The sequence below is a fragment of the Affinirhizobium helianthi genome, assembly GCF_042680945.1.
In the GTDB taxonomy this organism is placed as follows: domain Bacteria; phylum Pseudomonadota; class Alphaproteobacteria; order Rhizobiales; family Rhizobiaceae; genus Neorhizobium; species Neorhizobium helianthi.
This window is the reverse complement of record NZ_JBHUEQ010000006.1, coordinates 77,062-100,489: the sequence shown is the minus strand read 5'-3', so window position 1 is coordinate 100,489 and position 23,428 is coordinate 77,062. Positions and strand designations below refer to the sequence as shown.

21 protein-coding genes are annotated in these 23,428 nt (G+C 57.9%); 19 read left to right on the top strand and 2 right to left on the bottom strand.

Features of this window, described 5'->3' with window-relative positions; genetic code table 11:
- Nucleotides 1-23: 23 nt before the first annotated feature.
- Genes ACFSE1_RS05580 through ACFSE1_RS05560 form a run of 5 tightly spaced genes read left to right on the top strand, consistent with a single transcriptional unit; the run spans nt 24 to nt 6,286 of the window.
- Nucleotides 24-1,628, top strand: coding sequence for a carboxyl transferase domain-containing protein (locus ACFSE1_RS05580; protein ID WP_377397605.1), 1,605 nt, complete (start codon nt 24-26; stop codon nt 1,626-1,628).
- A 22-nt stretch (nt 1,629-1,650) separates the two neighbouring features.
- A complete protein-coding gene (locus ACFSE1_RS05575) occupies nt 1,651-3,603 on the top strand; it encodes an acetyl/propionyl/methylcrotonyl-CoA carboxylase subunit alpha (RefSeq protein WP_377397602.1) in 1,953 nt (650 codons plus the stop codon).
- The gene (locus ACFSE1_RS05570; RefSeq protein WP_377397599.1) at nt 3,596-4,453 is read left to right on the top strand and encodes a hydroxymethylglutaryl-CoA lyase; all 858 of its coding nucleotides are present in this window, start codon (nt 3,596-3,598) and stop codon (nt 4,451-4,453) included. Before ACFSE1_RS05575 ends, ACFSE1_RS05570 begins: the two co-directional genes overlap by 8 nt.
- On the top strand, nt 4,450-5,244 hold the full coding sequence (locus tag ACFSE1_RS05565) for a crotonase/enoyl-CoA hydratase family protein (protein ID WP_377397596.1): 795 nt from the start codon (nt 4,450-4,452) through the stop codon (nt 5,242-5,244). The genes ACFSE1_RS05570 and ACFSE1_RS05565 overlap by 4 nt, the downstream gene beginning before the upstream one ends.
- 13 nt (nt 5,245-5,257) lie before the next feature.
- Nucleotides 5,258-6,286, top strand: a complete 1,029-nt coding sequence (locus ACFSE1_RS05560) for an enoyl-CoA hydratase/isomerase family protein (protein WP_377397593.1) — start codon at nt 5,258-5,260, stop codon at nt 6,284-6,286.
- A 31-nt stretch (nt 6,287-6,317) separates the two neighbouring features.
- On the opposite strand, the gene ACFSE1_RS05555 is transcribed toward ACFSE1_RS05560, so the two are convergent.
- Nucleotides 6,318-7,286 carry a GntR family transcriptional regulator gene (locus ACFSE1_RS05555; RefSeq protein ID WP_377397590.1) on the bottom strand — a complete coding sequence of 323 codons (969 nt, stop codon included), beginning with the start codon at nt 7,284-7,286 and terminating at the stop codon, nt 6,318-6,320.
- 112 nt (nt 7,287-7,398) lie between these two features.
- Between ACFSE1_RS05555 and ACFSE1_RS05550 the strand changes: the two genes are divergently transcribed.
- The 8 genes from ACFSE1_RS05550 to ACFSE1_RS05515 all read left to right on the top strand — a co-directional run bounded on the left by ACFSE1_RS05550 (nt 7,399) and on the right by ACFSE1_RS05515 (nt 16,074).
- On the top strand, nt 7,399-8,499 hold the full coding sequence (locus ACFSE1_RS05550; RefSeq protein WP_377397587.1) for an Ldh family oxidoreductase: 1,101 nt from the start codon (nt 7,399-7,401) through the stop codon (nt 8,497-8,499).
- Nucleotides 8,500-8,594: 95 nt separating this feature from the next.
- Nucleotides 8,595-9,308 (top strand): FadR/GntR family transcriptional regulator, encoded by a 714-nt coding sequence (locus ACFSE1_RS05545; protein ID WP_377397584.1) that lies wholly within the window; start codon nt 8,595-8,597, stop codon nt 9,306-9,308.
- A gap of 58 nt (nt 9,309-9,366) precedes the next feature.
- Nucleotides 9,367-10,341 (top strand): sialic acid TRAP transporter substrate-binding protein SiaP, encoded by a 975-nt coding sequence (locus ACFSE1_RS05540; RefSeq protein ID WP_377397580.1) that lies wholly within the window; start codon nt 9,367-9,369, stop codon nt 10,339-10,341.
- Nucleotides 10,342-10,405: 64 nt separating this feature from the next.
- On the top strand, nt 10,406-10,981 hold the full coding sequence (locus tag ACFSE1_RS05535; protein WP_377397577.1) for a TRAP transporter small permease: 576 nt from the start codon (nt 10,406-10,408) through the stop codon (nt 10,979-10,981).
- A gap of 2 nt (nt 10,982-10,983) precedes the next feature.
- Nucleotides 10,984-12,390, top strand: a complete 1,407-nt coding sequence (locus ACFSE1_RS05530) for a TRAP transporter large permease (RefSeq protein WP_377397574.1) — start codon at nt 10,984-10,986, stop codon at nt 12,388-12,390.
- A 13-nt stretch (nt 12,391-12,403) separates the two neighbouring features.
- Nucleotides 12,404-13,447 carry an L-idonate 5-dehydrogenase gene (locus ACFSE1_RS05525; RefSeq protein ID WP_377397571.1) on the top strand — a complete coding sequence of 348 codons (1,044 nt, stop codon included), beginning with the start codon at nt 12,404-12,406 and terminating at the stop codon, nt 13,445-13,447.
- Nucleotides 13,448-13,469: 22 nt separating this feature from the next.
- The gene (uxuA, locus tag ACFSE1_RS05520) at nt 13,470-14,669 is read left to right on the top strand and encodes a mannonate dehydratase (protein WP_377397568.1); all 1,200 of its coding nucleotides are present in this window, start codon (nt 13,470-13,472) and stop codon (nt 14,667-14,669) included.
- Nucleotide 14,670: 1 nt separating this feature from the next.
- On the top strand, nt 14,671-16,074 hold the full coding sequence (locus tag ACFSE1_RS05515) for a mannitol dehydrogenase family protein (RefSeq protein WP_377397565.1): 1,404 nt from the start codon (nt 14,671-14,673) through the stop codon (nt 16,072-16,074).
- 2 nt (nt 16,075-16,076) lie between these two features.
- Here ACFSE1_RS05515 and ACFSE1_RS05510 read toward each other — a convergent pair whose 3' ends face one another.
- A complete protein-coding gene (locus ACFSE1_RS05510) occupies nt 16,077-17,015 on the bottom strand; it encodes a LysR family transcriptional regulator (protein WP_377397562.1) in 939 nt (312 codons plus the stop codon).
- 180 nt (nt 17,016-17,195) lie between these two features.
- Here ACFSE1_RS05510 and ACFSE1_RS05505 point away from each other — a divergent pair, with 180 nt between their 5' ends.
- The 6 genes from ACFSE1_RS05505 to ACFSE1_RS05480 are packed head-to-tail and all read left to right on the top strand — an operon-like array spanning nt 17,196 to nt 23,423.
- Nucleotides 17,196-18,401, top strand: coding sequence for an ABC transporter substrate-binding protein (locus ACFSE1_RS05505; RefSeq protein ID WP_377397559.1), 1,206 nt, complete (start codon nt 17,196-17,198; stop codon nt 18,399-18,401).
- A gap of 12 nt (nt 18,402-18,413) precedes the next feature.
- Nucleotides 18,414-19,190, top strand: a complete 777-nt coding sequence (locus ACFSE1_RS05500; RefSeq protein ID WP_377397556.1) for an ABC transporter ATP-binding protein — start codon at nt 18,414-18,416, stop codon at nt 19,188-19,190.
- Between the two features lies 1 nt (nt 19,191).
- Nucleotides 19,192-19,893, top strand: coding sequence for an ABC transporter ATP-binding protein (locus tag ACFSE1_RS05495; RefSeq protein ID WP_377397554.1), 702 nt, complete (start codon nt 19,192-19,194; stop codon nt 19,891-19,893).
- A 3-nt stretch (nt 19,894-19,896) separates the two neighbouring features.
- A complete protein-coding gene (locus ACFSE1_RS05490; protein ID WP_377397551.1) occupies nt 19,897-20,781 on the top strand; it encodes a branched-chain amino acid ABC transporter permease in 885 nt (294 codons plus the stop codon).
- A gap of 58 nt (nt 20,782-20,839) precedes the next feature.
- Nucleotides 20,840-21,796: a branched-chain amino acid ABC transporter permease gene (locus tag ACFSE1_RS05485; protein WP_377397875.1), complete on the top strand. Its 957-nt coding sequence runs from the start codon at nt 20,840-20,842 to the stop codon at nt 21,794-21,796.
- A gap of 31 nt (nt 21,797-21,827) precedes the next feature.
- Nucleotides 21,828-23,423 carry a GMC family oxidoreductase gene (locus ACFSE1_RS05480; RefSeq protein ID WP_377397548.1) on the top strand — a complete coding sequence of 532 codons (1,596 nt, stop codon included), beginning with the start codon at nt 21,828-21,830 and terminating at the stop codon, nt 23,421-23,423.
- Nucleotides 23,424-23,428 lie beyond the last annotated feature (5 nt).

The window sequence follows — 23,428 nt, the reverse complement described above, 5'->3', positions numbered from 1 at the left end:
ATGCCTGGCACCAGGAGGACTGGATGAAACTGAAATCCCAACACATCGCCGGATCGGAGAGCGCGAAGACAAATCGCGCCGCGCACTTGGCCATGCTGGAGACCATCCGCTCTGCCGCGGTTTTTGCCGCAGAAGGTGGGGGAGCCGAGGCACGCAATCGCCATGTTTCGCGGGGCAAGATGTTGCCGCGCGAACGGGTGGCCAATCTACTGGATATTGGCTCGCCCTTCCTTGAGATTGGTGCGACTGCTGCCTTTGGCATGTATGAGGATGCGGCGCCGTGTGCCGGTCTGATCGCTGGTATCGGACGTGTTGAGGGGCAGGAGGTGATGGTTGTTGCCAATGACGCAACTGTCAAAGGCGGCACCTATTATCCCATGACAGTGAAGAAGCATCTTCGTGCGCAAGAGATTGCCGAAGCTTGCCGCCTGCCTTGCATCTATCTGGTCGATAGCGGAGGTGCCAATCTACCCAATCAGGATGAGGTCTTCCCGGATCGGGATCACTTCGGGCGCATCTTCTACAATCAGGCCCAGATGAGCGCGCAAGGGATCGCGCAGATCGCGGTGGTCATGGGGTCTTGCACGGCTGGTGGCGCCTATGTGCCAGCCATGTCCGATGTCTCGATTATCGTTCGGGATCAAGGCACGATTTTCCTGGCCGGACCTCCCCTCGTGAAGGCCGCAACCGGGGAAGTGGTGAGTGCCGAAGATCTCGGCGGCGGCGACGTTCACACCCGCCTTTCGGGTGTGGCGGATTATCTGGCGGAGGATGATGGCCATGCGCTGGCTTTGGCACGGCGCGCAGTGGCAAATCTCAACTGGAAAAAGCCTGCCAGTGTTGAATGGGCCGCGCCGGAAGAGCCAGCCTACGATCCCGCCGAAATTTTCGATGTAGTTCCTGCCGACCTGCGCACGCCTTACGATATCCGCGAAGTCATTGCCCGCATTGTTGATGGTAGCCGGTTTGATGAGTTCAAGGCCCGGTTTGGCGAAACGCTGGTCACCGGCTTTGCCCATCTGCGAGGATGCCCCATAGGTATTGTTGCGAACAACGGCGTGCTTTTCTCCGAAAGCGCCCAGAAAGGCGCGCATTTCGTCGAGCTTTGCTCTCAGAGGGGCATTCCGCTGATCTTCCTGCAGAATATCACCGGCTTCATGGTGGGCAGGAAATATGAAAACGAAGGCATTGCCCGCCATGGGGCCAAGATGGTTACGGCCGTTGCCACCACCTCGGTTCCCAAGATCACAATGCTGGTTGGTGGCTCTTTCGGTGCTGGCAATTATGGCATGGCTGGCCGCGCTTTTTCGCCGCGTTTTCTCTGGACCTGGCCGAATTCTCGCATCTCCGTGATGGGTGGGGAGCAAGCGGCTGGCGTTTTGGCAACTGTGCGCCGCGAGGGCATTGAGCGGAAAGGCGGTCAATGGACTGCCGATGAGGAGGCGGCGTTCAAGAAGCCGACACTCGACATGTTCGAGGAGCAAAGCCATCCGCTCTATGCCTCTGCCCGGCTCTGGGATGACGGCATTATCGATCCACGTCGCACGCGTGACGTGCTGGCGCTTTCCCTTTCCGCCAGCCTGAACGCGCCGATTGAAGAGACGCGTTTCGGCCTTTTCAGAATGTAACGCGCGTGCGGGAGAGCTTCAGATGTTTCGCAAGATCCTGATTGCCAATCGCGGTGAAATTGCCTGCCGCATCATCAAGACGGCGCGTCACTTGGGCGTGGCAACTGTTGCCGTCTATTCGGATGCCGACCGAGATGCGATGCACGTTGCAGCGGCGGATGAGGCGGTTCATATCGGTGGTTCGGCTCCGAAGGACAGCTACCTCAATGTCCAGACCATCATTGACGCCGCATTGAAAACCGGGGCAGAGGCTATTCATCCAGGTTACGGCTTCCTCTCGGAAAATCCAGATTTCGTTGACGCTCTGACCGCGGCAGGCCTCATTTTCATCGGTCCATCTGCCTCGGCAATTCGCGCCATGGGGCTTAAGGATGCGGCCAAGGCATTGATGGAACAGGCGGGTGTGCCTGTCGTTCCCGGCTATCATGGCGAGCGTCAGGATGCAGATTTCCTGCACATGCGGGCGGAAAGTATAGGCTATCCGGTTTTGATCAAGGCAGTAGCGGGCGGCGGCGGCAAAGGCATGCGCCGCGTGGATGCGCCTTCCACATTCATGGAGGGGCTGCGTGCAGCGAAGGCCGAAGCGGCGAATGCCTTTGGCAATGATGCCGTGCTGATTGAGAAATATGTCGCGTCACCGCGACACATCGAGGTTCAAGTCTTCGGTGATGGGACGGATGCCGTCCATCTCTTCGAGCGCGATTGTTCGCTGCAACGACGCCACCAAAAGGTCATTGAGGAAGCGCCAGCTCCCGGCATGACAGCTGAAATGCGCGAAGCGATGGGGTCTGCTGCTGTCCGTGCGGCCAAGACCATCGGCTACTCTGGCGCCGGAACTGTCGAATTCATTGTCGATGGTTCGGAAGGGCTGCGGCCAGACCGCTTCTGGTTCATGGAAATGAACACGCGCCTGCAGGTGGAGCACCCGGTGACCGAAGCCATTACCGGCCTCGATCTTGTGGAATGGCAGTTACGTGTGGCCAGCGGCGAGCCTTTACCCCTGAAGCAGGAGCAGATTGAACTTAGAGGTCATGCTTTTGAAGCACGTCTTTATGCTGAAGATGTTCCAGCGGGCTTTCTGCCAGCAACTGGCACTCTTGCGCATTTGCAGTTCCCATCGAACTGCCGGGCAGATACAGGCGTGAGCACAGGCGATATGATCTCCCCTTGGTACGATCCGATGATCGCGAAGATCATCACCCATGGCCCGACGCGGGATATTGCACTGGCAAAGCTCACTCGCGCTTTGGAGGAAACTGAGGTCGCGGGCACCGTCACGAACCTTACCTTCCTCACGGCACTGTCGCGCCATAGCGGCTTTCGTGCAGGCGAGGTCGATACCGGACTTATTCCAAGAGATCTCGCTTCACTTCTGGCCGACAGCTCACACAATGGGTTGGAGCACGCCATGATCGCCAGGGCGGCGCTTCATGCGGCGAGATTGCCAAAAGATCCGCTGGCAGGCTTTTCTCTCTGGCAGCCGCTGAGGCAGACCGTCATGCTGGAAAAGGATGGGGACGTCGTAACGGTCGCTTTCGCTTTCCGAGGGGCAAACCAATGCCGTATCGACATTAGCGAGCACAGTTATACGGCGACACAAACTGGAGGTTGTTGGCGGATCGAAGGGCAGCCTGAGATGCGCGTGGTTGAAGCCAACGGCATACATGTTTTCGCGGCTGGTCGCAGCATTACGCTTCGCCTGCATGACCTTTTGCAGAGGGAGACAGCCGGTGGACAGGGCAGCGATGTGACCCTTGCTCCTATGCCGGGGCTGGTGCGGGCCATGCTGGTTCAGGCAGGGCAAGACGTAGAACTTGGCGAGCCGCTCTGCATATTGGAGGCGATGAAAATGGAGCATACGTTGCGCGCATCGCGTGACGGTAGGGTCGCGGAAGTTTTCGCCCACGAAGGTGCGCAGATTTCAGCAGGCGATCCACTCGTTCGGCTGGAAGCGGGAAATGTTGCGCATGGCTGAAAGGGTTGAGGTCTACGAGGTTGGCCCTCGCGACGGGCTGCAAAATGAGCCGGGGCAGATTGCGACAGACGTTAAGCTCGAGCTGATCCGAAAACTGGCAGAATGCGGTTTCCGTCGGATCGAGGCGACAAGCTTCGTTAGCCCGAAATGGGTGCCGCAAATGGGAGATGCGGCGCAGGTCATGGCGGGTGTGCCGCGTCGCGAGGGTTTGACCTACGCAGTTCTTGCACCGAACATCAAGGGATATCAGGCCGCCAAATTGGCCAGAGCAGATGAGATTGCCATTTTCGTATCAGCGTCTGAAGGCTTCAGCCGTGCCAATCTCAATGCCACGATTGCTGAGAGCCTGGACAGGTTGAAACCGGTGGCTGAAGCCGCCATCGCCGATGGCATCAAGCTGCGCGGCTATGTATCTGTCGTCGTGGATTGCCCCTTCGATGGCCCTGTTTCGCCGCAGCAAGTTGCAGGGGTGGTCGAACAACTCCTTGCTCTAGGCTGTCATGAAATCTCGCTTGGTGAGACCTTGGGACGCGCAAAGCCGGAGGCGGTGAAAGCGATGCTGGAGGCCGTTCTTGGTTCCGCACCGCCGCATCTGCTGGCCGGTCATTTTCACGATACAGGCGGCATGGCTCTGGCAAACATGGATGTCGCGCTTGATGCGGGTCTTCGGGTGTTTGATGCTTCCATCGGTGGGCTGGGCGGATGTCCCTATGCTCCGGGTGCCGCCGGTAATGTGGCAACAGAAGCCGTGGCGCGGCATTTGCAATCCCTGGGGTTTGAGACGGGACTGGATCTCGACCTTTTGGATGATGCCGCTCGCTATGCACAGAGCCTGCGGAGGACGCCATGACGAACACCATTAAGGTTGAGGTCGATGCCCGTGGCATCGTATCGCTCGTTCTCAATCGTCCTGAGAAGCGCAACGCGCTTTCCGCCGAAATGATTGCTGAACTTTCAGAGTTTGCGGCCCGGGCCAGAGAAGAGCGGGATTGGCGGGCCATCATTCTCTCTGGTGCGGGCGAGGTGTTCTGCGCCGGTGGTGATCTGGAGTGGATGCGCCAGCAGATGAATGCGGATCGCCAGACGCGCATGGTGGAGGCGCGAAAGCTGGCAACCATGTTGAACCTGTTGAACAGCCTGCCGCTGCCTTTGATCGGGGGCATCCATGGCAGCGCATTTGGCGGCGGGGTGGGCATGGCGTCAGTTTGTGACGTGGCATTTGCCACGCCGGAGTGCCTTTTCGGCTTGACCGAGACCCGGCTGGGCATCATTCCCGCAACCATTGGCCCCTATGTGATCGCCCGTATGGGTGAAGGACGCGCCCGCCGCATCTTCATGTCGGCAAGACGGTTTGACAGTGCTGAGGCGGTCGATCTGGGGCTCGTGTCGCAGGTCGTCGAGAGGTCAGCCCTTATGGAAGCTGCAACGCAGGAGGCGGAGCGCTATCTCGCAACGGCACCGGGGGCCGTGGCTTCGGCCAAGGCGCTGGCACGCTCGCTTTCCCGCTCTCTTGATCCGGAACGAATCGAGGAAAGCATCACTGCTCTCGCGGATATATGGGAACAACCGGAAGCGCAGGAAGGTATTGCAGCTTTCTTCGAAAAGCGGAAACCGGCCTGGGATCGAACAGGCAAGTCATGATGAGGACGTGGAAATGAGCAATTCCGATCTGACAGTGCGCGTCGAGGGACGCGTCGGCTACATCACGCTGACCCGCGCAAAGGTGCTGAATGCGGTCAACCACACCATCGTCTCCGTGATGACGGAAGCTCTGGCGCGCTGGGCAAACGACCCGCAGATCGCCATGGTTCTGGTCGATTCCGATAGTGAGCGTGCCTTTTCAGCGGGTGGCGATCTGAGTGCCATGTACCACTACGGCAAAACGGGTGAGTATGAGGCGGGGAATGCTTTCTGGCGGGAAGAGTATCGCCTCAATGCCATGATCTCTCGCTATCCAAAGCCCTATGTCGCTTTCATGGATGGCATCGTCATGGGCGGTGGTGTGGGCCTTTCCGCCCATGGCTCGCACCGCATCGTAACTGAACATTCCGTGGTTGCCATGCCGGAGGCGAGCATTGGTCTCATCACAGATGTGGGCGGAACATACCTCTTACATCAGGCTCCCGGCCATCTCGGTGAATATCTTGGCCTCACCGCAACCCGTATGAACGGCGCGGATGCAATTTACGCCCGTATGGCCGATTATCTCGTGCCACGGGAGCGGTTGGGCGAACTCAAGGCACAACTGATTGCCACAGGCGATGTGCGGGAGATCGAGAAGGTTACAGCGACGGATATTGTCTCACCGCTGGCAGCGCTTCAGCCGCAGGTGGATGCATGCTTTTCTGCGCCGAGCATTCAAGATATTCGCAGCCGCCTAAGCGGCATTGCGGAAGAATGGGCTCACAAGGCGGAGGAGGCCATAAGCAGGGCCTCTCCCATTTCCTTGCTTGCCATTCTGGCCGCCGTGCGCAAGGCCAACACACTGGAAGCAGCCCTTCGGCACGAATATCGGTTTGTCTCACGTGTATTGGAGCATGGGGATTTCGTCGAAGGCATCCGGGCGGTCATCATCGATAAGGATAAAAACCCGCAGTGGCGCTACAAGCGCGTCGAGGATGTTCCGCAAAGCCTCCTTGAACTATTCGCCAGGGAGGCCGAGGGCGGCGATCCGGCCTTTTGATGGCCAAGGGGCGTCTTTGCCAACCGCCTGTTCAAAGTCTCTCCAGATAGGGCAGGGGCTGGAGGTCGATTGTTGCGGCAACGGCCTCGATCCGCTGCATGGCACGTTGCCGGGACACCTGAAGATGATTGACCAGATGTGCCTGGGCCGTTTCGATGCTGCCGGATTGCAATGCATCCAGCACAAGGAGATGCTCGGGCAGAAAGGGCTCGCTGGCAAAGAGATCGGATGTTTGGCGATAAAGGAAATGATGCGCAACGAGCAGAGCCTGAGGGAGGCGGATCGCTCTCAAGAGTGCTCCATTCCGGCAATGATCCAGCAGCTCTACGTGAAGTTCCTGTTCAAGAAGGTCCAGCCTGTCGCTGGATAAAACCTTTGCCTGCATTGCGGCTTCCAGATTGCCGCGCATCTTGGCCAGCAGCCCTTCCGGCAGGTTGGATGCAGCTTTTTCCAGGGCGACAGGTTCTAGAAGCCAGCGCAGCTCATAAAGCTCATCAATATGTTTGCGAGTCAGTGCCGGGGCATACCAGCGCCCGCTGGCATCCTTGCTGATAATACCGCGCTCCTGTAGCCGTGCAACAACTTCTCTGGCAACAGTGCGGCTGACGCCATAGTGGCGGGCAAGAACCGCTTCGTTGAGGCGCCAAGCCGCCAAGGTTGTTCGGGAAACGACCTCCAGTTCGATCTGAGGATAGATGACCTGCCAACTGTATGCGGTGCGAATATCCGCTCCGCCTGACACCCCCGCGGAAGCTTGAAGCGGATGGGTGGTTCCGATGACATCAAAGCCACGCCCGGATGATCTGGCCAGCAGACCCAATTGTTCCAGTTCGCCCAGAGCCTGTCGCGCGGGGGCGCGGCTTATGCGAAATCGGGCCGCCACACCAGACTCCGAAAGGCGTGTTCCGGCGCGCAACATTCCGGTTTCAATCTCATGCATCAACACGTCCCGCACTCTAATATAGAGCTTGGGCGCGAGAGGCGGAGATTGTGGAGACATCAGAACGGAGTCCGCAAGTGGTGTTTACGCCTCTCATTAGCGATTGCGCATCGATTCCGCAATGTCTAGTGTATGCATTGGACATTCGGGAAATGTGCTGTGGGAGGCGCAGTTGGAGCAAGGCGGAGAGAGTCTGAGATATGCACTGGCGGAACTCGAACGGTTTTCGCGCGATGCGTTCCTCGCCTGCGGCGCAGACCAGCCGACCGCCGATTGTGCAACGCGATCGATGATGCATGGCACCCGGCATGGGGTGGATAGCCATGGGATTCGCTTGCTGCCACATTACATCCAGGCCCTCGAAGGCGGGCGCATCAACAAAAATCCCAAGTTGAGTGTTGCGCGCAGTTTTGGCGCGGTTGAAACGCTGGATGGCGACCATGCTCAGGGAGCCTTGGCGACCTACACGGCGATGGATCATGCAATCTCGCTTGCCGATCATTTCGGCATCGGTGCTGTGGCCATCCGCAACAGTTCTCATTTCGGGCCTGCGGGCGCCTATTCCTATGCGGCGGCAAGACGAGGGTTCATTGGTGTGACCTTTGCCAATTCCGATAGCTTCGTACGTCTGCACGACGGGGCGGAACGGTTTCATGGCACCAACCCCATATCCGTTGGCGTGCCTACCTATCGTGAAAATCCCTGGCTTCTGGATATGGCAACGAGCGCCGTACCCTATAACCGCGTGCTTCTTTATCGCAGCCTCGGGCTTGCGCTGCCGGAAGCGGTCGCATCCGACAAGGATGGCAGGGATACCACCCACCCAGATGAGGTGGAAATGCTGGCGCCGCTTGGTGCCGTTTTTGGCTTCAAGGGCGCTGCGTTGGCGGGTGTTGCCGAGATCTTTAGCGCGGTTCTCACCGGAATGCGGCTTTCATTCGATATCGCGCCCATGGGAGGGCCGGATTTTGAAAAGCCACGGGAGTTGGGTGCCTTTGTCATCGCTCTCAAGCCTGAGGCCTTCCTCGAGCGACATCAATTTATCGACGGAATGGATCGCTATCTCGGCCAATTGCGTAACTCGCGGCCGCGGCAAGGCGGTTCCGTGATGGCGCCGGGGGATCGGGAATGGGCTGTGGCACGTCAGCGGGAATGCGAAGGTGTTTCACTCGATCCGGCGACCGCGCATGCCTTCGCTGCCCTTTCGACCCGCTATCGGATAATGCCTCCGTCTGCGTCCGCCACTGCAGGTGAGGATATTACAAAAAGGTGATTGACAGCAGATCGTGATGCTCCATACTGAAATTGGTCAGACAATCTGACCAACTGCCTTCGAGGCAGATGCCCGAGAGGCGGGGGAGGATCCGAATGTTTGTGGCATTGGAGCCGCGTCGCCTCTATCGGCAGGTCGCGGAACAGATCCGTGGGTTGATTGAGGCCGGCGAGCTGAAGCCGGGGACAAGGCTTCCGCCCGAAAGGGAGCTGGCGGAGAGATTTGCCGTTTCACGCCCGACTGTTCGCGAGGCGCTGATTGTGCTTGAAGTGGAAGGCCATATCCAGATCCGCATGGGTTCCGGCGTGTATGTGAGCTTGCGGCCTACAGCCACTACAGAACCGCAGACCAGCGACGACACGGAAGGACCATTCGAGGTTCTTCAGGCGCGGTGCCTGATCGAAAGCGGCATTGCGGAAGAGGCCGCACGGCTGGCCACTCCGGAGGCAATAGCCAGGATTGACGCAATCCTGCTGCGAATGGAGCAATCACTGGACGATCCTTCGGTCGCTCTGGCCTGTGACCGCGATTTTCATACAGCTGTTGCAGACATTCTGGGGAATTCGGCCCTGCACCGTTTTACCGGGCTGATCTACGATTCGCGCATGTCGCCGTTTTTCAAGAAGCTTGCGAGCTATTTCGAAGGGCCGCACACCTGGAAACTGGCGCTTGAGGAGCATCGCCTCATCCGTGATGCCATTGCCGCCCGCGATCCGGCGGCCGCGCGCGAAGCCATGCGTTCGCACCTGACGCTGGCGCAAAAGAGATTCTCTGAAAGCTTCGGGGAGGAGCCTCAAAGAGAAGAGTAAGGCCCGCAATGAGTGCGGTGCCTTTGCACATCAGTTCACGTTTCACTGGGAGGAAAACATGAAACTCAGACTGAAGACCCTGCTGGGAGCGGCCGCCATTATCGCGGCCACAACACTTTCAGCCCATGCGGAAACCGCTCTCAAGTGGGCGCATGTTTATGAAACCTCCGAGCCGTTTCATACGGACTCTGTCTGGGCCGCACAGGAAATCGCCAAGCGCACAGAGGGACGCTACAAGATCGATGTGTTTCCTGCCTCACAGCTCGGCAAAGAGGCCGATATCAACCAGGGGCTCAAGCTCGGTACGGTCGATATTATCATCTCCGGTTCCAGCTTTGCAGCGCGCGATTACAAGCCGATCGGCGTAACCTACTATCCCTATATCTTCCGCAATCCGAGCCATCTGCTGGCTTACACCAAAAGCGATATCTTCAAGCGCCTGAGCAAAGGCTATGAAGACAAAACAGGCAATCACATCGTCGCAGTCAGCTATTACGGAACGCGTCATACCACGGCAAACAAGCCGATCGGCAAATGCGCCGACATGGCGGGCTTGAAGATGCGCGTGCCAGACGTTCCGGCCTATCTTGCAATGCCCCGCGCCTGTGGTGCCAACACTGCACCTATTGCCTTTGCCGAGGTTTATCTCGCCTTGCAAAACGGAACGGTTGAAGCCCAGGAAAATCCGCTGACCACGATCGAGGCGAAGAAGTTCTACGAGGTTCAGAAGAATATCGTGCTGACGGGTCACATTGTTGACCATCTCAATACGGTGATCTCGAAGAGCCGTTGGGCAAGCCTTTCCGATGAGGACAAGAAGATCTTCACGGAAGTCATGCTGGAGGCCGCAGCCCGCACAACGAAGACAATCGAGCAAAAAGAGAAAGCCCTTGTCGAAGAGTTCAAAAAGAAAGGGCTGAGCGTGACGGAAGTGGACACGGCTGACTTCGAGAAGAACGTGCTGGAAAAGGCAAAATTCGAGGATTTCGGCTACGAAAAGGCAGACTGGGAAGCGATCCGCGCGATCCGTTAAGCCTTTCGGCCCCGGCGTCCCATCGCCGCCGGGGCCTCAATCCGGACATTATGGAGTGGATGCCATGTCAGAGCATCATAACACGCCCCTCAGCGTGGAGGAGATGGCGCATGCCTTTGAGGAGGAAGCCGCGCCTGTCGACCTGTCGCCCTATGCCGTCGAAGACTGGGTTACGCTGCTTGTTTTCTGGGCCATGGGCCTGGCTGTCTTCCTCCAATTCTTCACACGCTACGTGATCAACAACAGCCTGGCATGGACGGAGGAGATTGCCGCCAATTGCCTGGTCGTGGTGGTGTTTCTGGGTTCTGTCATGTGCACGCGAATGATGCGGCACATCACCGTCGATCTCCTCTGTCGATTTCTTCCGAAAGCAGCCGGGCGTGCCCTGGAGTTCCTCGTGGATGTGATCAACATTTCCTTCTTTGCCTACATCACATGGCTGATGTGGCGCTACCTCGACATTGTGGGCGAGGAGCGCATGGTTACGGTCGATCTGCCACGTGGCATTGTTTTCTATACGGTATTCGCCGCTTTCGCGCTGATGTTCCTGCGGTCGGTGCAGAACTTCATCGGCGACATGACGGGTGCCCGCACGGCACGCGAACGCGCGCAGGATGCCATCGGTTCGGGAGGCATCTGAGCATGCTCCTGCTGATCGGTTCATTTCTCATTCTTCTGATCATCGGAACGCCGGTAGCGGTCTCGATGGCTGTTGCTTCGCTGCTCTACCTTGTCATCTATGATGTCGCGCCGGACATCATTGCCGCCCAGCGAATGATCGCGGGCGTTGAAAGCTTTCCACTGATTGCGGTTCCCTTCTTCATTCTTGCCGGAAACCTGATGAATATCGCGGGTGTGACGGGCCGCATTTACAAGTTCGCCCTGGCGCTTGTGGGCTGGATGAAAGGCGGCCTTGCACAGGTCAATATCATCGGCTCGGTGGTCTTTTCCGGCATGTCGGGAACGGCGTTGGCCGATGCGGCTGGAATTGGCACCATTGAGATCAAGGCCATGAAGGATCATGGCTATCCGGTGGAGGCTGCGGTGGGTGTGACAGCGGCGTCTGCTACGCTTGGTCCGATTTTCCCGCCATCCCTGCCTTTCGTGATCTACGGCATGATGGCCAATGCATCCATCGGTGCGCTCTTCATGGCAGGCATCATTCCGGGTGTCGTCATGACGGCACTCATGATGTTGACGGTCTATATTTTCGCACGGCGAAAGGGCTGGGGATCGGATACGCCTTTTGAACTGCGCCAATTGCTGGCCGCCTCCTTTGAGGTTTTCATCGTGCTCGCTTTCCCAGCGGCCATTTACCTGCTGATCCTGGCAGGATTGTCCGTCAATGTGGCCGTTCTGATCGGATTGGCCGTGCTGATTGCGCTCGACTGGTACTTCGATTTTTCCGCCGTCATGGCGCTCATGACGCCGGTTCTGCTGATTGGCGGCATGACCATGGGCTGGTTCACTCCAACGGAAGCAGCGGTGGCTGCCGTGCTCTGGTCTCTTTTCCTCGGTCTGGTGCGCTACCGCACGATGACATGGCGCACGCTTGCCAAGGCCTCTTTCGATACAATTGAAACAACCGCATCCGTGCTGTTCATCGTTACCGCTGCCTCAATCTTCGCATGGTTGCTCACGGTCAGTCAGGCAGCGCAATTGTTCTCCGATTTTCTGTTCGGGTTGACGGATCAATGGTGGACCTTCCTCATCATCGTGAATGTGTTGCTGCTGATTGTCGGCGCGTTTCTCGACACGATTGCTGCAATCAGCATTCTCGTTCCCATTCTGATGCCAGTGGCGGCACGCTACGGCATCGATCCAGTTCATCTGGGTTTGATTATCACGCTTAACCTGATGATTGGTTTGCTGACACCTCCGGTCGGGATGGTGCTTTTTGTGCTGTCGCGAATATCGAAACTCTCCGTGGAGAGAACGACACTCGCCATCCTGCCCTGGATGATCCCGCTCCTGATGGCGCTGTTGCTGATCACTTTCGTCCCGGCCATTACTCTATGGCTGCCAACCCAGCTCGGATTGATCCGATGAAAGGAGGCTTCAGATGCTCTCAGAGATAGTGCGCCTGCATGGTCAAGGCGATGCGAGGATCGAGGCGGAGACCGTTCAAAAACCGCGCGCCGGGGAAGTTCTGCTTGCCATGCAGGTGGGCGGCATCTGTGGCTCCGACCTTCACTATTATCAGGATGGCGGCTTTGGCCCGGTGCGGGTGCGAGAGCCGATCATCGTAGGTCACGAAGCCTCCGGTTGTGTCGCAGCACTTGGAGAGGGGGTCGATAATCTTGCTATCGGGCAACTCGTTGCCGTGAACCCAAGCCAGCCCTGCAGCCAATGTGAATATTGCCGCTCACAGCTTCCCATACACTGCCTGAACATGCGGTTCATGGGGTCTGCCATGCGCATGCCGCATGAAAACGGGTTGTTTCGTCGGTATCTGATTGTTGGTGCTCCCCAATGCCATCCGATAGACGGCGATGTCACTGCAGCAGAGGCGGCCTGTGCTGAACCCCTCGCGGTTTGCCTGCACGCGGTCAGGCAGGCAGGTGACCTCGGTGGGAAAACAGTGCTTGTCTCCGGCGCAGGTCCGATTGGATTGCTGACGATTGCCGCTGCACGGCACGCCGGTGCGGCGACCATGATTGTGACGGACCTATCCGATACTGCACTGTCGCGCGCAGCTGCGATGGGCGCGAACAGGACCGTCAATGTTGCCAGCAATCCTGACGGTCTTGCTGAGTGGCAGCGGGACAAAGGGCAGGTGGACGTGGTTTTTGATTGTTCCGCAGCTGCACCGGCATTGAGATCTGCTTTTGCCGCGATCCGGCCGCGGGGTACCATCGTGCAGGTCGGCGTGACCGGTGACGTAACCATTCCCCTGAACGCGCTTGTGGGCAAGGAGGTCGTATGGCGGGGCTCGCAGCGCTTTCATGCGGAGTTTGCGGAAGCCGTGGCGTTGATCGGTTCGCGCCAGATCGACGTCAGACCCATTATCTCACACAGTTTCCCGTTGCAGCACGCCGTTGAGGCATTCGAGCAGGCGGGAGATCGCAGCGTCGCTTGCAAGGTCCAGATTTTACTGGACCGCTGATAGTCATGGCCGAGGATAAAAGATGAGACATACATGGCGTTGGTTCGGACCCATCGACAGGGTGAGTGTGCGCGATGCCGCGCAAGCGGGTGCGGAGGGTATCGTCAGCGCGCTGCATCACATTGCCACCGGTGAAGTGTGGCCCATCGAGGATATTGCCTGCAGACATGCGGAAATCCAACAGGGCGGCCTCGTTTGGGATGTGGTGGAAAGTGTGCCGGTCTCCGAAGAGATCAAGACGCAAACTGCGGATTGGCGGCGTCATGTGCAGAACTGGCAGGAAACGCTACGGCGGCTTTCCGACACAGGCATCAAAACCGTCTGCTATAATTTCATGCCCGTGCTGGATTGGACACGCACCGATCTGCGCTGGGATACGCGCCATGGGGCCAAGGCCATGCGCTTCGATCTGGCGGAGTTTGTTGCCTTTGACCTCTTTATCCTAAAACGTCCGGGTGCTGAGGAGGATTATCCCGAGCCACTGCGGGAAGACGCGGCTCGATCATTCTCGACGATGTCGGATGCCAAAATTGCAGCCTTGGGCAAAAACATAGGGGCGGGCCTGCCCGGCTCTGCGGATGGTTACACGCTGGATCAGCTCCTGGAAAAACTCCGCGCCTATCGGGGCATCGGGAGGGAGCGCCTTCAACAGCATCTCGTGGACTTCCTATCTGAAGTCACGCCTGTTGCGGAAGAGGTTGGTATCAACATTTGCGCCCATCCGGACGATCCGCCGTGGCCGCTGCTCGGCCTGCCGCGCATCCTGTCTACGGCAGAGGATTATGCACATATGCTGAAGCAGGTGGATAGCCGCGCCAATGGCATGACCTTCTGCACCGGCTCGCTTGGGGCGCGTGGAGATAATGATCTGCCCGCTATGGCGCGCCGTTTCGCCGACCGCATCCATTTTGTCCACCTTCGGAATGTGACACGCGATACGGACGATTTGCCCTGTTCCTTTTTCGAGGACGAACATCTGGAAGGCGGGACAGATATGGTGGCCGTCATTGCCGAATTGCTGGCCGAAGAGGCGCGGCGACGAGCAGCCGGTCGTGTCGATCACCGCATCCCCATGCGCCCGGATCACGGGCAGGAGATTCTCGATGATTTGGTGCGTCAGGCTCAACCCGGCTATCCGGCCATTGGGCGTCTGAAGGGACTTGCCGAACTGCGCGGTATCGAACGAACGCTGGCGCATCCGCATTATGGACTGAGGAATTGAAATGGAAAGATTGTCTGATGCGGCTGTTGTTTCTCCGCAGGTCCGCCAACCGGGTTTCGATCGCAAGCAGCTGACACCCGGGATCGTCCATATCGGGCTTGGTGCGTTTCATCGTGCCCATCAGGCTGTCTATACACAGCGGGCACTGGAAGCCGCTTTCGGGCCGTGGGGCATCGTTGCTGTCAACTTGCGCTCACCGGAACCCGTGGAGGCGCTGCAAGCGCAGGACGGGCTCTATTCCATCACTGTGCGCAGCGAAGCGGGAGACAGCTCGGAAGTGATCGGATCCACGGTCGAATGGATGTGCGCGGCCAATGACAGGCAAGCTGTTCTGCATGCTCTGGCAAGACCGGAAATCCGTGTGGTGACGTTGACGGTGTCGGAAAAGGCCTACGGCCTCGACCCTGTCACTGGCGGGCTTGATCGCGCTCACCCGGCGGTCTCTGCGGATCTTTCGTCGCCGCATTCGCCGATTGGCGCGCTCGGCTTCCTTGTTGAAGGTCTCGCCCGGCGCAAACAGGCGGGTCTTCCTCCCTATACGGTCCTCTGCTGCGATAACCTGCCCTCCAATGGCAAGGTTATCCGCCGTCTGGTCGTGGAAATGGCAAGCGAGCGAGACCCGGAATTGGCGAAGTGGATTGAAGCGGAAGGGGCCTTTCCCAGCTCGATGGTGGATCGGATCGTGCCTGCCGCGACGCAAGAGACCCGAGAGCGGGCCGAGAGGCTTCTGGGTGTTTCCGATGCCCTGGCGCTCGACACCGAGCCCTTCCTGCAATGGGTGATCGAGGATCATTTCGTTGACGGGCGACCGGCATGGGAAGCGGGTGGCGCACTCTTCACCGGCAATGTTGAACCCTATGAAAAAATGAAGCTGCGCTTGCTGAACGGCTCGCACACATTGCTTGCGCATCTGGGCATCCTGGCCGGCCTCGAGTACATCCGCGATGTCATGGCAGTGCCGGACCTGGCGCAGAAGGCCAGGCAGCATATGCAGGGCGTGGTGAGCACTTTGGATCCGGTGCCAGGCATTGATCTGCCCGCCTATATCGAAGAGCTTCTGGCGCGCTTTTCCAACCCGACCATTGCCCATCGCAATCTCCAGATTTCGCTGGATACAACGCAGAAACTGCCGCAACGCCTGTTGTTACCCGCAGTGGATGCCTTAGCGCAGGGCGGGGATGGAGCGGCAACGGCCTATGCGGTCGGGGTCTGGATGGCGGCGGTGCGCAAGCGTGGCGATCTGGACGATCCGCGCCGCACTGAGGTGTTGGAGGCGGTATCGCGAATGGATGCAGCCGATGCTTCCGCCCCCTTCTTTGACATTGCAGGACTGTTTCCAAACGCGCTCACGAAGGCTCGCCCCTGGAGAGACAAGGTCAATCAGGCCATTCTCGAAAACTGGTGAGATCAGCCCGTTCCTCTGCGACGGCTTTGCGTGAGGCCGTTGGAGAGGAACTGCTCCTGATCGGCGGCGACGATATCCCGCAGGAAAGCGATCATCGAACGAATGCGGCCAGACTGAACCAGATCATTATGGCAGACCAGCCAATAGTGACGGTCGAGCTTCATCTGGTTCAATACCGGCTGCAAATCTGCATACTGGCGGGCAATGAAAAAGGGCAGAACGCAGAGCCCGAGCCCGTTCCGGGTGGCGGTCAATTGAGCGAAGATGCTGGAACTTTGCAGGCCCGGCTGGATCTTGGGGTGAATGTCGCCGAGATAGTCGAGGCCCGGTGCGAAGATCATGTCCTGAATATAGCCGATGAACTTGTGATTTAGCAGTTCATCCCGGCTCTGCGGTGCGCCGTATCGCGCCACATAGTCGTGGCTGGCATAGATCTGAAGCGCGTAATCGGTCAGTTTTTCCACGTGATATGGCCCCGCCTTCGGCGGATCGAGCACCACTGCCAGATCCGCTTCCTTTTTTGATAGAGCCATAATCTGCTGGATCGTGACCAGTTCGAGAGACATGTTCGGATGGCGCTCTGACAACTTGCTGAAATGTCGGGCCAGGAAGAAGTTGGAGAAACCTTCCGGGGCGGAAAGGCGCACCACACCCTGTTGCGCCGGACCACTGCCAGCCAGCTCTGCCTGCAAGCGCTCCGTTTCCTGTTCCACGCGCTCGGCTGTTTCCACGAATCGCTGCCCTACCTGCGTCAGCACATAGCCGCGCGGGTTACGTTCAAAGAGTTTGACCCTCAGCGCAAATTCCAGCCGATCAATGCGACGGGAAACCGTTGCATGGCTTGTCCGCAGTTTCTTTGCGGCCGTCGATAGCTGGCCGGAGCGTGCAACAGCCAGAAAGAATTGCAGATCATCCCAGGTGAAATGGGGCTTGCTCATCACTCCTCCTCAAGTTCTGTGCAAAAATGAACAGAGCCTGTTTGAAATTATCCCGCTCAATCGCTTGCGCAAGCGTATTTTTAAGAGAAACATGGCACCCGGCGTGCGGACTTTGAGGAGGGTCTGCTGCCAGTTTTTGCACAGGCTTGTAAGAGCTTCGCGTTATCTTGGGAGGATAATGAAATGCGCGGTACAATCATCGCATCCATGGCGGCGCTATTCGCCAGCACGTCCATTGCGCTTGCTGCATCTGCCAGTGATGGCAAAGTCAAGATCGGCATCTTGAATGACCAGTCCGGCGTCTATGCAGATTTTGGCGGGAAGGGCTCGGTCGAGGCGGCCAAAATGGCTGTCGAGGATTTCGGCGGCAAGGTGTTGGATTCGCCCATTGAGATTGTGGATGCCGATCACCAGAACAAGCCCGATATCGCGTCCAATATCGCGCGTCAGTGGTTCGATACGAACCAGGTTGATGCGATCATGGAGCTCACCACTTCCTCCGTTGCGCTGGCTGTTCAGGCCATTGCCAAGGAAAAGAAGAAAATTGATATTGTCACCGGTGCTGCAACGACGGAACTGACCGGAAAACAGTGCAGCCCTTACGGCTTCCATTGGGCTTACGATACCCACGCTCTGGCAGTTGGCACGGGTGGGGCACTCGTCAAGCAGGGCGGCAAGAAATGGTTTTTCCTGACGGCCGACTATGCCTTCGGTTACTCGCTCGAGCAACAGACTTCTGATTTCGTAAAGGCAAATGGCGGTGAAGTGGTGGGGTCGGTGCGTCACCCGCTCAGCAACGCCGATTACTCTTCCTTCCTGTTGCAGGCCCAGTCCTCCGGAGCTAATGTCGTAGGTCTCGCCAATGCCGGTGCTGATACCCAGAACGCCATCAAGCAGGCGGCGGAATTCGGTATTACGCAGAGTGGACAGCGCCTCGCGGCCCTGCTTTTCACCCTGGCGGAAGTGCATGGTCTGGGGCTTGAAGCAGCCCAGGGGCTGACGTTGACGGAAGGCTTCTACTGGGATCGTGACGACAAGAGCCGCGAGTTTGGCGAACGCTACATGAAACGCACAGGCAAGATGCCTAACATGATCCAGGCGGGGACCTATTCGGCGGTTCTCCAGTACCTGAAGGCCGTTCAGAAGGCGGGTACGGACGAAACGGAAGCGGTGGCCAAGCAATTGCATGAGATGCCGGTGAACGACGCCTTTACCGCGAATGGTACGGTTGGGCCGAATGGCCGCATGTTCAACGACATGTATCTGCTGGAAGTGAAGAAGCCCGGCGATAGCAAGAAGCCGTGGGATTACTTCAACGTGCTGGCCACGATCCCCGGCAAGCAAGCCTATCTCGATCCCGCCAAGAGCGGCTGCAATCTCGTCAAGTAAACGAGATCGATCATGCTTGCATCAGCCTCTCCTGTGACGGCGCACGCGGTTCTTTCCGCGCGCGGCCTCACCCGTCGCTTCGGTGGATTTCTAGCGGTCAACAATGTCGATATCGACGTGTACCAGGGTGAAATTCACGCTCTTATCGGCCCAAACGGGGCCGGTAAAACCACGGTGTTCAACCTGCTGACCAAGTTCTTGCAGCCCACCTCAGGCCGCATTAGCCTGATGAGACAGGACATCACCGCCACCCCGGCGGATCGTGTGGCGCGCATGGGGCTGGTGCGATCTTTTCAGATTTCGGCCGTTTTTCCGCATCTGACTGTTCTCGACAATGTTCGCGTTGCCTTGCAACGCCCGAACGGCTTGGCTCACCAGTTCTGGCGGCCAATGTCCGCGCTCGACCAATTGACGGGCAAAGCTGAAGGTCTTCTTGCAACCGTTGGCCTTACGCGGGAACGAGATGCACTCGCTGCGGATCTTTCCTACGGGCGAAAGCGTGTGCTGGAAATCGCCACCACACTGGCCCTGGATCCCAAGGTTCTGCTGTTGGATGAACCACTGGCCGGCATGGGTCAGGAGGATATTGCCACCATTGCAGGCCTGATCCGCAACGTCGCCAGAACGCGCGCCGTTTTGATGGTGGAGCACAATCTTTCTGTCGTGGCAGACATTTGCGACCGTGTGACGGTTCTCCAGCGTGGCGAAATTCTGGCCGCTGGCGATTACGAAACCGTAAGCCGCGACCCGCAGGTGCGCACTGCCTATATGGGCCGGGAGGAGGATTAGGATGGCGGCATTACTGGATATCCGCGATCTGAACGCCTGGTATGGCGAAAGCCACGTTCTGCACGGCGTCAACATGCAGATTCGAGAAGGCGAGACGGTGACGTTGCTAGGCCGCAATGGCGTTGGAAAAACCACGACGCTTCGCACCATCATGGGCATCATCCGTCAGAGAAAGGGAACGCTTCGCTTCGCGGATCGGGATATGCTTCCTGTTCCCTTGCACAAGACGGCGCGTCACGGGCTGGGCTTCGTGCCGGAAGAGCGCGGCATTTTCGCAAGCCTGAGTGTGATGGAAAATCTGCTCTTGCCGCCACAGATTGCCAAGAACGGCATGAGTGTCGACGAGATCTTCGAACTCTTCCCAAACCTGCATGAACGGCGCAACAGCAGCGGCACAAAGCTTTCCGGTGGTGAGCAACAGATGCTGGCGATTGCCCGCATCTTGAGAACCGGCGTTCGAATGCTGCTGTTGGATGAGCCGACGGAAGGACTTGCGCCGGTGATCGTACAGCGTATCGGCGATGTGCTGATCCGCTTGAAGGAGAGGGGGATCACCGTGCTTCTGGTGGAGCAGAACTTCCGGTTTGCCAGCCGCGTCGCAGATCGGTTCTACCTGATGGATCACGGGCAGATTCAATCGGAGTTTCCTGTGTCTGAACTTGGCCAGCGCATGGATGAACTTCATAAAGTTCTGGGGGTCTGAGCCATGACGATGGTGTTTGGTGTACCGCTTCCCGCACTTTTGGGACAGTTGTTGATCGGCTTGATCAATGGTTCCTTCTATGCGCTGCTATCGCTTGGGCTTGCTATTATTTTCGGCCTGCTGCGCATGATTAATTTCGCCCATGGTGCCCAGTACATGCTGGGCGCATTCACCGCCTATCTGCTGCTGCATTTTGCAGGCATCGGTTACTGGCCAGCACTTGTTCTGACACCGCTCATCGTCGGCGTATTCGGTGCGGTGGTGGAACGCTTCTTTCTGCGCAGGCTTTATGGCCTTGATCCGCTCTATGGCCTGCTTTTCACCTTCGGTCTGGCGCTGACGCTGGAAGGTATCTTCCGATACTATTATGGCGCATCCGGACAACCTTATGCCACGCCACCATCCTTGGCAGGCGGCACAAATCTCGGCTTCATGTTTCTTCCCAATTATCGCGGCTGGGTGGTGGTTGCCTCGCTGGTTGTGTGCATCGGCACGTGGCTTGCGATCGAGAAAACCAAGCTTGGTGCTTACCTGAGAGCGGCAACGGAAAATTCCACCCTGGTTCAGGCTTTCGGCGTCAATGTGCCGGTGCTGTTGACACTGACTTACGGGCTGGGCGTGGCTCTTGCCGCCTTTGCTGGCGTTCTGGCCGCACCGATCTATCAGGTCTCGCCATTAATGGGGTCCAACATCATCATTGTTGTCTTCGCGGTGGTCGTCGTGGGCGGGATGGGATCGATCCTTGGGGCGATCGTCACCGGTTACCTTCTGGGTATCACGGAAGGGCTGACCAAAGTCTTCTATCCGGAAGCATCCAACACGGTGATCTTCGTAATCATGGCCCTTGTACTGCTTGTCCGGCCAGCCGGACTGTTCGGGCGGGAGTGAACACATGACCGGCATTCATACAACGACTGTTCCTTCGGATGGACCCGCACAGCAAGGCATGACCAGAAGCGAAATCAATGCCCGCCGCCTGGCCATAGCGCTTGGTTTCGCCGCACTTCTTGCCGCACCGCTTTTCTTCTACCCGGTGTTCGTCATGAAGGTGCTGTGCTTTGCCTTGTTCGCAGCCGCTTTCAACCTGTTGATCGGCTATACGGGTCTTCTCTCTTTCGGCCACGCTGCCTTCTTTGGAGGTGCCGCCTATTTTACCGCCCATGCGGTGAAGGAATGGGGTTTTTCGCCGGAGCTGGGCATATTCGTCGGCGTCGCGGGCGGTGCCTTTCTCGGCCTCGTGATGGGCTTCTTCGCCATTCGCCGCCAAGGGATCTATTTCTCGATGATCACCCTGTCGCTGGCGCAGATGTTCTTCTTTTTCTGCCTGCAGGCTGAGTTCACGCATGGAGAGGATGGCATTCAGTCCGTTCCGCGTGGTCATCTGTTCGGCTTGATCGATCTTAGCGATCCACTGGCTATGTACTACACCGTGGTGGCGATCTTTCTGATCGGCGTTTTCATGGTCTGGCGTTTCGTTCATTCGCCCTTTGGGATGATCCTGAAATCCATCCGTGAGAACGAGTTGCGGGCCACATCGCTGGGCTATTCTGTGGCCCGCTACAAGCTGGGCGCCTTTGTGATGTCTGCAGCGCTTGCCGGATTGGCGGGAGCCACAAAGGCGCTTGTCTTCCAGTTTGCCACCTTGACGGATGTTTCCTGGCAAACATCCGGGGAGGTGATCCTCATGACCCTGCTCGGCGGCATCGGCACAATGGTCGGACCGGTCATCGGTGCGGGTATCGTCGTCATGCTCGGCAACTATCTTGCGACCACAGGTTTTCCAGTCACGATCATTACCGGCGTCGTCTTCATGGTCTGCGTTCTTCTCTTCCGGCGGGGCCTGATTGGCGAACTGGCAGCTTCACGCTTCGGCCGGAAATTCGGCCTCTCGCGCTGGCTTTGAGGCCAGCGCCTGATTTCAAACGAGCCAAGTCATGGACAATTTTGATTATATTATAGTGGGCGCCGGTACCGCCGGATGCGTTCTCGCCAATCGTCTTTCCGCAGATGGCAGGAATAAGGTGCTCCTGCTGGAAGCGGGGGGGAACGATAACTACCACTGGATCCACATTCCGGTGGGCTACCTCTATTGCATCAACAATCCGCGCACCGACTGGTGCTTCATGACGGAGCCCGAAGAAGGACTGAACGGACGATCCCTCAATTACCCGCGAGGTAAGGTTCTGGGCGGATGTTCTTCCATCAACGGCATGATCTATATGCGCGGCCAGGCTCGCGATTACGATCAGTGGCGGCAGATGGGTTGCACCGGATGGGGATGGGATGACGTGCTGCCGCTCTTCCGTAAATCCGAAGATTTTTACCGTGGCAAGGATGAAATGCACGGCGAGGGCGGTGAATGGCGTGTCGAGAAGGCGCGCGTTCGCTGGGCGGTGCTGGATGCCTTTCAGCAGGCGGCGCTCGAAGCAGGTATTCCCACCACGGAAGATTTCAACCGTGGTACGAATGAGGGCTCTGGCTACTTCGACGTCAATCAGCGTTCCGGTATCCGCTGGAACACCGTGAAGGCTTTTCTGCGCCCTGCCATGCGGCGAGGCAATTTGAGGGTCTTGACCAAAGCGCAGGCGAAGAAACTCATCATCGAGAATGGCGAGGTTCAAGGGGTTGAGGTTCTGGTCAATGGGCAGAGCCAAAGGTTTCTTGCGCGGCGTGAAACTGTTCTTGCCGCTGGCGCAATCGGCTCCCCCCAGTTGCTGGAACTCTCCGGGATAGGGCGTGCCGAAGTGCTGAAGCAAGCCGGTGTCGAGGTGGTGAAAGAGGTGGATCAGGTGGGGGAGAACCTGCAGGATCACCTGCAATTGCGACTGACATTCAAGGTCACAGGCGTGCCGACTTTGAACGAAAAGGCTTCGTCATTGTTCGGCAAAATGGCGATCGGCCTCGAATATCTGACAAAACGGTCAGGGCCTATGGCTATGGCGCCCAGCCAGCTCGGAATTTTCACCAGATCCGGTCCGGAAAAGGAAACGCCAGATCTGCAATATCATGTGCAGCCCGTCTCACTCGACAAGTTTGGCGATCCGGTCCACCGCTTTCCGGCCATTACTGCCAGTGTTTGCAATTTGAGGCCGGATAGTCGTGGAAGCGTTCATCTGCGGAGCCCCGATTTTGCTCAGCAACCAGCTATTCAGCCCCGCTATCTTTCGACGCAGAGCGACAGGGCGGTTGCCGCATCGGCAATACGGCTGACCCGAAACATTGTGAAGCAGCCATCCTTTGCGCGCTATCACCCGGAGGAATACAAGCCCGGTCCTGACTTTCAGACAGAGGCGGAACTGGTGAAGGCCGCCGGTAATATCGGCACGACGATCTTTCACCCGGTCGGCACCTGCCGGATGGGCGTCGATGCCCAAAGCGTGGTGGATCCCCGTTTGCGGATGCGTGCACTCGGGAAATTAAGGATTGCGGATGCCTCCATCATGCCGACTATTACCTCAGGAAACACAAATTCGCCGACGGTCATGATTGCGGAGAAGGCGGCGAGCATGATCCTGGAAGACAATCGCTAGCCAGA